The sequence below is a fragment of the Microbacterium sp. bgisy207 genome, assembly GCF_057706855.1.
On the sequence record NZ_JBYIPB010000005.1, the window covers coordinates 228,390 to 234,580 of the forward strand.

The window sequence follows — 6,191 nt, forward strand, 5'->3', positions numbered from 1 at the left end:
GAGGGTGTGGCCTCCTCAGCACGCCAGATCGCAGGGGCGTTGTCAAGAGTGAGGGGGAGCGCCGGCCCCTCCGAGGGGAGAATGGAGTCATGATCCCCTCGCGCCACGCCCCGCCGTTGCCGCGGCCGGCGGTCATCGCCCAGCGGTGGTCGCGGGCGGTCTTTCTGCATTGGCGCGTGGATGCCGCGCGGTTGGCGCCGCTGCTGCCGCCCGGGGTGCGCCCGGACGAGTTCGACGGCTCGGGCTGGATCGGGCTCGTTCCGTTTGTGCTGTCGAAGTTCCAGTTCCTCCCCGCCCCGCCGGTGCCGTTTCTCGGGACCTTCAACGAGATCAACGTCCGCACCTATGGCATCGACGATGAGGGTCGGCGCGGGGTGGTGTTCCTGACTCTCGAGGCCGAGCATCTCATCCCCGTGCTGACGGCTCACGCGCTGTTCGGGCTGCCCTACCGGTGGGCGAGTATCGGCCACCGCGTGGATGCCGAGGATGCCGCGACCGTTGAGTATCGTTCCCGGCGCCGCCGAGCCGACGGTGCGGCGCGTGGCCCCGGCACGCGGCTGCGGGTTCGGGTTGGCGACGAGGTTGTGGATGATGAGCTCTCGCGCTTTCTCACGGCGCGGTGGGGCTTTCATGAGCGCCATCTCGGACGGACGATTTGGGCCGCCAATACGCACGAGCCCTGGCCGTTGCGGCGGGCGGAGCTGCTCGGCATCCGTGATGGGCTTCTGGCCGACCGGGGATTCGGAGATCTCGCGGGGCGCCGGCCCGACTCGGTGCTGGCGATGCCGATGGATCACCCGGGCTTCGTCACGCAGTTCGCGGCTCCCGTGCGGGTGCGCTGAAGGCCGGCCCGGGCGTCGCCGCTGTGCCGGCCCGACACCGTTCTGCTGGGAGGGGTTCTCAGGGCGCCGGCCGCGGGTTCGCTGCCTGGGCAGCCTCGGACGGGCAGACGGATGCGTCCGAGTTCCGTGCATCCAGCTGGGTGCGGATGGGCTCTTCGAGCTGCCGATCAAGAGACTCATCTACCCGGAGGCCTTGCCTCGCGCCAGGGTGGTCTGTCGGGTGGGGGCGGTGGGTCCCATGCCCACGCCCACGGCGCTTTCGTTCGCAACACACGCGGGCTAGCCGGTTCGCCGCGGGGCCCCAGATGGCCTGCGGGTGGAACCAGAACGAACGCGCCGTGCCCCTCGCGGATGATCTTCCATCCGTTGTTGTGCAGCTGCATGTGATGAAAGCGGCAGAGCAGTACCCCGCGGTCGATGTCGGTTCGGCCATTCTCAGTGGCGACGTGGTCGATGTGGTGTGCTTCGCAGTACGACGCGGGCATGGAGCATCCCTCACCGATGCATCCGCCGTCGCGAACGGCCAGCGCGATCTTCTGCTTCGTCGTGAAGAGGCGCTGTTCGTGTCCGACATCGAGCGGGTTGCCGCCGGAGTCGATGGTGACGGTCACGGTTCCGTTCATGCAGATGTTGCGGTCGACCACAGATCCGGGGAGGGCATCCCCGCCGTCTTCGGCGTGCCCGGTCGTGAGGAGTCGCCCGATCGGATCCCGTGGTCCGCTCGCATCGCCGACCATGACGATCCGTACCCCGGGTTGACGTGCCCCGAAGACATCGGCGGCGTTCGCGAGCGCTCCGGCCCGGATGAGGTCGACGAACAGGTCGTACTCGAGTTGCTCGTTGCTGCGTGGGTCGTCGGAGAGTTCTTTCGCTGCGGCGCGGTCGGCATCGGAGATGAACCGCGGTCCGCCGCGCCGGGGACGCAGCGCCGCGGCGAACGTCGCCCGCAACCACAGTGCCATCTCATCATCGAGAACCAGGTGACCGTGGTGCTGTCCATGCTGGTCGATCCACATCCGCAGCGACCGCTTCTCGTATCGCTCCTGAAACCGGGTCTCGGCGCCGACGGGGTCGAGAATGTCCCGCAACTGCCGGGCACGGGCGCGGAGCTCCTCGACGGATGCCCCCGCCACCGCCTCATCGACGAGAGTCTCGGCCGCGACCGACCACGCGAGAGCGGCGGATGCCGGGTCCACGCCGTCAGCGTCGGGCTCGCCCAGCCCACCGCGGATCGCATCGTGTTGGGCCGTGGTCAACCGCCCTGCCCACAGCGCGGAATGGAGTGGCGCGTGCCACGGCGTACGCGGGGTGTCCTCAGCCTCACTTCCGGGGCCGCCAGCGTCGTGGCTATCGGCCCCCGCATCCGTGCCGTTGCCGGAGTAGCCGCCTGCATCCGACGCCGCACCATCCAGCAGCGACTGCCCGACCCGAACCTGCCGCAGCGCGTCAGCCCGCGTGCCGCCCGTGATCGACTGCACGAGAGCGACCGGTGACGCGTGCCCCTGGGTCGCGGCGAGCCCGGAATGCCCGTTCTCGCGCTTCGATCGCTGAGCGGCCACACCAGCGACCACGGACTGCAACCGCTCGGCATCATTTGCGATGCCCGTGACCTCCCGCAGCACCTCCAGCACCGACGCGTCACTGAGCGCGGCGGCGCCCTGCGGAAGGCCCGCAGGCTCGACATCCAGCTCAGCGAACACCGCGAGGCGGTCAAGCCGCTCGCGCATCGCCGTGAGGATGTTCATACGCTCACTCTCTCACCGACCTCCGACATTCACCCGGTCCCCGGCGAGAACCGAAAACTCCCTGTGGACAGGTCATTTCCCCACCCGCCTGGGGAGGAAGCGACGTCACCCGGAGACCCGACCTAAGCTCGTCACGGGACCCACATTCGTGGCAACCGGCCCGAGGAGGAGTGGCATGGCGACACCCCGCCCAACGACACCCCGCCCAACGACACCCCGCCCAACGACACCCCGCCCAACGACACCCCACCCAACGACACCTCGCCCATCGACACCCCACCCCTCCCGCGCGCTGACCTCGCCGTCGCGGCCGCTGCCGTCATCCTCGCCGCCGTCGCCCTCATCGCCTCGAGCGTGCAGCAGGGCTTCGCGCCCCTCATCACCCTCACCCTCACGCCGCCCGGAATCGCACCAGCCGACGGCGGGATGATCATCGTCGTCACTCCGACGCCGGTCGTGGTGCCCGGCATCCGGATGGGCGCAGCGATCGCGACGCTGCTGCTGTTCGTCGCCGCCATGCGCCTGCTTCTGCTCGTCCCTGCCGTCCGCAGGCGTCACGCCACGGATGCCGCAGCCGACCGCCACACCTGGCGCTGGATCGAGTACTCGCAGCTGGCCGGTGTCGGTACCTTTCTCGTCGCGCAGCTGAACGGCATCACCGAGGTCACGAGTCTCGTCCCGATCTACGCGCTGGGTGCGGCCGGTGCGCTTTTCCTCATCGTCCACGACCACCGCGCCGCGACCGGCCGCTTCGGTGGTCCCGCCTTCGCCCTCGGATCCGCGGTCGCCATCGTGCCGTGGGGTGTGATTGCGTTCGCGCAGATCACGACACCCCTGGCAGGCTTCGAGGTCGCGGCATCCGTTCGCGTCGTGACGCTGCTGGTGCTGGCGGCCTCGGCAGCCGTGTGGGTCGTGACCGGATGGCGTGCCCGCCGTGATCCCGAGCGGACAGACGGATGCCGCACCGACGCGATCCTCGGATGGGTCCTCCCTCTCGCGCCCGCCGCGCTCGTGCTTGCGACCCTCTGGCCGGGCTGAGCCGGGCAGCAGCAAAGCGTTCCTGTGTACACAATGACGCTAAGTGCTACAATGTCCGCATGGACTCCGTCACGACTGAGGTCTCGACGCGTGAGCTGCGCAGTCAGCTTTCTGACGTGCTCGGACGCGCAATGTACGCGGGCGAGCGCATCGGAGTGACCCGCAACGGCAAGCTCGCGGCTGTGGTCGTGAGCGTGGCCGACCTCGAGGCTCTCGAAGCGTTCGAGATGGCCCAGGATGTTGCGGCCTACCGGCAGGCCAAGGCCGAGGATGACGGCACCCGCGTGACCCTTGATGAGTTGCGTGCCGACCTCGCGTCGTGAGCTACCGCGTAGAACTGACCACGGCGGCAGCGCGTCAGATCAAGAAGCTCCCGCGGCCGGCACGCGATCGGGTCCTTGATGCAATTGCGAATCTGACTGGTGATCCCCGGCCCCACGGGGCGAAGAAGCTCGCTGGGGAAGATACTGCCTGGCGGATCCGAGTCGGCGACTACCGGGTGATTTACGACGTGTTCGACAGTGAGCTGGTGGTCACGGTCGTTCGCGCCGGCCACCGCCGCGAGGTCTACGACCGATAGCGAGTCCGTCACAAAGATAGGCGAAGCCGCAACGCGTCATCGAGAGCGCCGAGCGACTCAGCGGTGAGGCGGCCGGTGACACGGCTCACACGCGAAATCGACACTGCGCGTACCTGTTCGGCCTGGGCTTTGCTGGGCCGGGGGAGTCCCGATTCTTCCGGCGAGAGAAGCACCTGAAACGGATGCACCTTCGAGATATTCGAGGTCACCGGAACGACTGTGGCAACCCCGTGTCCGGTGCGCGCCGCACTGAGGTTCGCTGTCGCGTTGCTGACAACGACGGCCGGGCGAGTTCGCGCGGCTTCAGATCCGACGGCTGGATCGAGGTCGACGAGCACGACGTGACCGCGTCGCAGCGCGCGGACAGGATCGGTCACGACCGCGCGAGTCCGTCAGCGGATGCCGCATCCCACGCATCATCGGCAGGTTCGGCGAAGGCGGCGACGTAGGCATCCGCGAGTCGTTCTTCGCGCAGCACCCGCACGGCGTCTTGCACCGCCGCGGACCGACTGGAGTAGACGCCGGCTCGGGTCTGGTCATCGAGGAACGCGAGGTCATCGGTGCTGAGGCTGAAGCTGACTTCCACATGCACCATTCTTTGACGCTACCGAAGTAGCAAGATCGCAGGCGGCGCGAGCTGGGGAACCGTGACGACGCGAACACGGCAGGGGAAGAGTGCATGCAGAATGCAGGCGTACGTGTTTACACTGGTGCCATGCCGGTCAACATCACGATTCGCAACGTTCCCGATGAGGTGCGCGACGAGCTCGCTGCCCGCGCGGCGCGGTCGGGCAGGTCGCTGCAGGAGTTCCTGAGCGCAGAGTTCCTCCGCATCGCAAGCACGCCAAGCGCGGCCGAAGCAGCGGTGCGAGCGCGACTGGGCGCCAGCTTGAATCCCGCGCTCACGGCGGACGAGATCGTCGCCGCTGTCCACGAGGGGCGTCGGTGACAACGGATGCCGACAGCGCGGCATCCGCTCTCGTGGTGCTCGACGCGTCGGCGGTCGTGGCCATGATCGCGTCAGGGGGCGACATCGGCGACCGCATCGCGGCCCGTCTCGCCGACGCGACACTTCTGGCGCCGCACCTCCTGCCGACTGAGGTAGACAGTGCACTGCGTGGCCTCGAGCGGGGTGGCCGCATCTCCACCGCGCAAGCGGATGCCGCGCGCGGCATCTTCGCGCAGTTCCCGATCGACCTGTGGCCGTGGCACCTTCTCGCGGATCGGGCATGGCAGCTCCGGGCGAACGCGACAACCTACGACGCCGGATACCTGGCACTTGCCGAACTCACGGGCGCCACGCTCCTGACCTGTGACTCTCGGCTCGGGAACGTCCCTGGCGTGGCCGCCCGCGTCGAGGTGTTTTTGTAGGGACGTCACCCTAGAGTTCGAGCTGTCGCGCAAGAGAACTGAGCCGCGCCACCGGTCGGCGCTTGTTGACTCAGATCGGCCGGTGAGCGCCCGTAGGCTGGCAGAGCATCGTTGTCGAGCGGAGGGCTAGTCGTGGTTGCAGACACGAATGTTCGGAGGGCAGCGAGAGCACGTGCATCGCTCGAGTACCTGAGTGAGCGTGGTGCAGTCGATGATTATCTGCCGATCGCAGAGATTTGGGCGGCGGTTCAAGAGCGCGTCCCCCTCACAGAACACGAATCTGAGGTCGGTCAGCGCGGCAGGCCCCGGGGCGAGAGTGACTGGCGGTGGTCGAGTGCCGACCTGGTCGCGGCGGGCTGGTTGCGTAAGCACCCCGACGGCTCCGGACGGTGGGCGGTAACCGCGGATGGCAAGAAAGCTCTCGAGGCATACCCGGGCGACGAGCTTCACGCCGAAGCAACGCGCCGTTACGCCGCGGGCCGGCTTGAACTCCAGTCGGCGATCGCCGATGCGCTTCCCAATACCTGGGTGTCTTCCGACGGTGCACAGCGCAAACTCCTCGAAGCCGCACGGGCCTGGGTGGAGCAGTGCCTGCAGCAGGGGGCGTCGGCCTTT

Annotated in this window: 10 protein-coding genes; 7 read left to right on the top strand and 3 right to left on the bottom strand. The window is 68.2% G+C overall.

The genetic code is table 11. The features are described 5' to 3' along the window. Positions 1 to 89 precede the first annotated feature (89 nt). Positions 90 to 842: a YqjF family protein gene (locus AC3ENO_RS06800; protein WP_434969883.1), complete on the top strand. Its 753-nt coding sequence runs from the start codon at positions 90 to 92 to the stop codon at positions 840 to 842. 176 nt (positions 843 to 1,018) lie between these two features. Here the strand turns inward: AC3ENO_RS06800 and AC3ENO_RS06805 are convergent, their stop codons facing one another. Continuing rightward, positions 1,019 to 2,587, bottom strand: a complete 1,569-nt coding sequence (locus AC3ENO_RS06805) for an HNH endonuclease signature motif containing protein (protein ID WP_434969884.1) — start codon at positions 2,585 to 2,587, stop codon at positions 1,019 to 1,021. Between the two features lie 354 nt (positions 2,588 to 2,941). Here AC3ENO_RS06805 and AC3ENO_RS06810 point away from each other — a divergent pair, with 354 nt between their 5' ends. From AC3ENO_RS06810 to AC3ENO_RS06820, 3 genes are read left to right on the top strand one after another with little or no spacing between them, the layout of a single operon-like run. Then, on the top strand, positions 2,942 to 3,625 hold the full coding sequence (locus AC3ENO_RS06810; RefSeq protein ID WP_434969885.1) for a hypothetical protein: 684 nt from the start codon (positions 2,942 to 2,944) through the stop codon (positions 3,623 to 3,625). A 59-nt stretch (positions 3,626 to 3,684) separates the two neighbouring features. Further along, the gene (locus tag AC3ENO_RS06815) at positions 3,685 to 3,948 is read left to right on the top strand and encodes a type II toxin-antitoxin system Phd/YefM family antitoxin (RefSeq protein ID WP_434969886.1); all 264 of its coding nucleotides are present in this window, start codon (positions 3,685 to 3,687) and stop codon (positions 3,946 to 3,948) included. Next, complete coding sequence (locus AC3ENO_RS06820; RefSeq protein WP_434969887.1) at positions 3,945 to 4,205, top strand: type II toxin-antitoxin system RelE family toxin; 261 nt, start codon at positions 3,945 to 3,947, stop codon at positions 4,203 to 4,205. The genes AC3ENO_RS06815 and AC3ENO_RS06820 overlap by 4 nt, the downstream gene beginning before the upstream one ends. An 8-nt stretch (positions 4,206 to 4,213) precedes the next feature. Here AC3ENO_RS06820 and AC3ENO_RS06825 read toward each other — a convergent pair whose 3' ends face one another. Both AC3ENO_RS06825 and AC3ENO_RS06830 read right to left on the bottom strand, forming a co-directional pair. Beyond that, a complete protein-coding gene (locus AC3ENO_RS06825; RefSeq protein ID WP_434969888.1) occupies positions 4,214 to 4,582 on the bottom strand; it encodes a type II toxin-antitoxin system PemK/MazF family toxin in 369 nt (122 codons plus the stop codon). After that, a complete protein-coding gene (locus tag AC3ENO_RS06830) occupies positions 4,579 to 4,800 on the bottom strand; it encodes a ribbon-helix-helix domain-containing protein (protein WP_434969889.1) in 222 nt (73 codons plus the stop codon). The genes AC3ENO_RS06825 and AC3ENO_RS06830 overlap by 4 nt, the downstream gene beginning before the upstream one ends. Positions 4,801 to 4,920: 120 nt before the next feature. On the opposite strand from AC3ENO_RS06830, the gene AC3ENO_RS06835 reads away from it, so the two are divergent. From AC3ENO_RS06835 to AC3ENO_RS06845, 3 genes are all read left to right on the top strand, one after another. After that, positions 4,921 to 5,154 (top strand): FitA-like ribbon-helix-helix domain-containing protein, encoded by a 234-nt coding sequence (locus tag AC3ENO_RS06835; protein ID WP_434969890.1) that lies wholly within the window; start codon positions 4,921 to 4,923, stop codon positions 5,152 to 5,154. Further along, a complete protein-coding gene (locus tag AC3ENO_RS06840; protein WP_434969891.1) occupies positions 5,151 to 5,576 on the top strand; it encodes a type II toxin-antitoxin system VapC family toxin in 426 nt (141 codons plus the stop codon). The genes AC3ENO_RS06835 and AC3ENO_RS06840 overlap by 4 nt, the downstream gene beginning before the upstream one ends. Positions 5,577 to 5,936: 360 nt before the next feature. After that, positions 5,937 to 6,191 (top strand): hypothetical protein (locus tag AC3ENO_RS06845; protein ID WP_434969892.1); only part of this gene is annotated, 255 nt, incomplete at its 3' end.

Coding starts and splice junctions, on each gene's coding strand:
- AC3ENO_RS06830 (WP_434969889.1), bottom strand. CDS start 4,800: ATGGTGCATGTGGAAGTCAGCTTCAGCCTCAGCACCGATGACCTCGCG.
- AC3ENO_RS06805 (WP_434969884.1), bottom strand. CDS start 2,587: ATGAACATCCTCACGGCGATGCGCGAGCGGCTTGACCGCCTCGCGGTG.
- AC3ENO_RS06815 (WP_434969886.1), top strand. CDS start 3,685: ATGGACTCCGTCACGACTGAGGTCTCGACGCGTGAGCTGCGCAGTCAG.
- AC3ENO_RS06800 (WP_434969883.1), top strand. CDS start 90: ATGATCCCCTCGCGCCACGCCCCGCCGTTGCCGCGGCCGGCGGTCATC.
- AC3ENO_RS06835 (WP_434969890.1), top strand. CDS start 4,921: ATGCCGGTCAACATCACGATTCGCAACGTTCCCGATGAGGTGCGCGAC.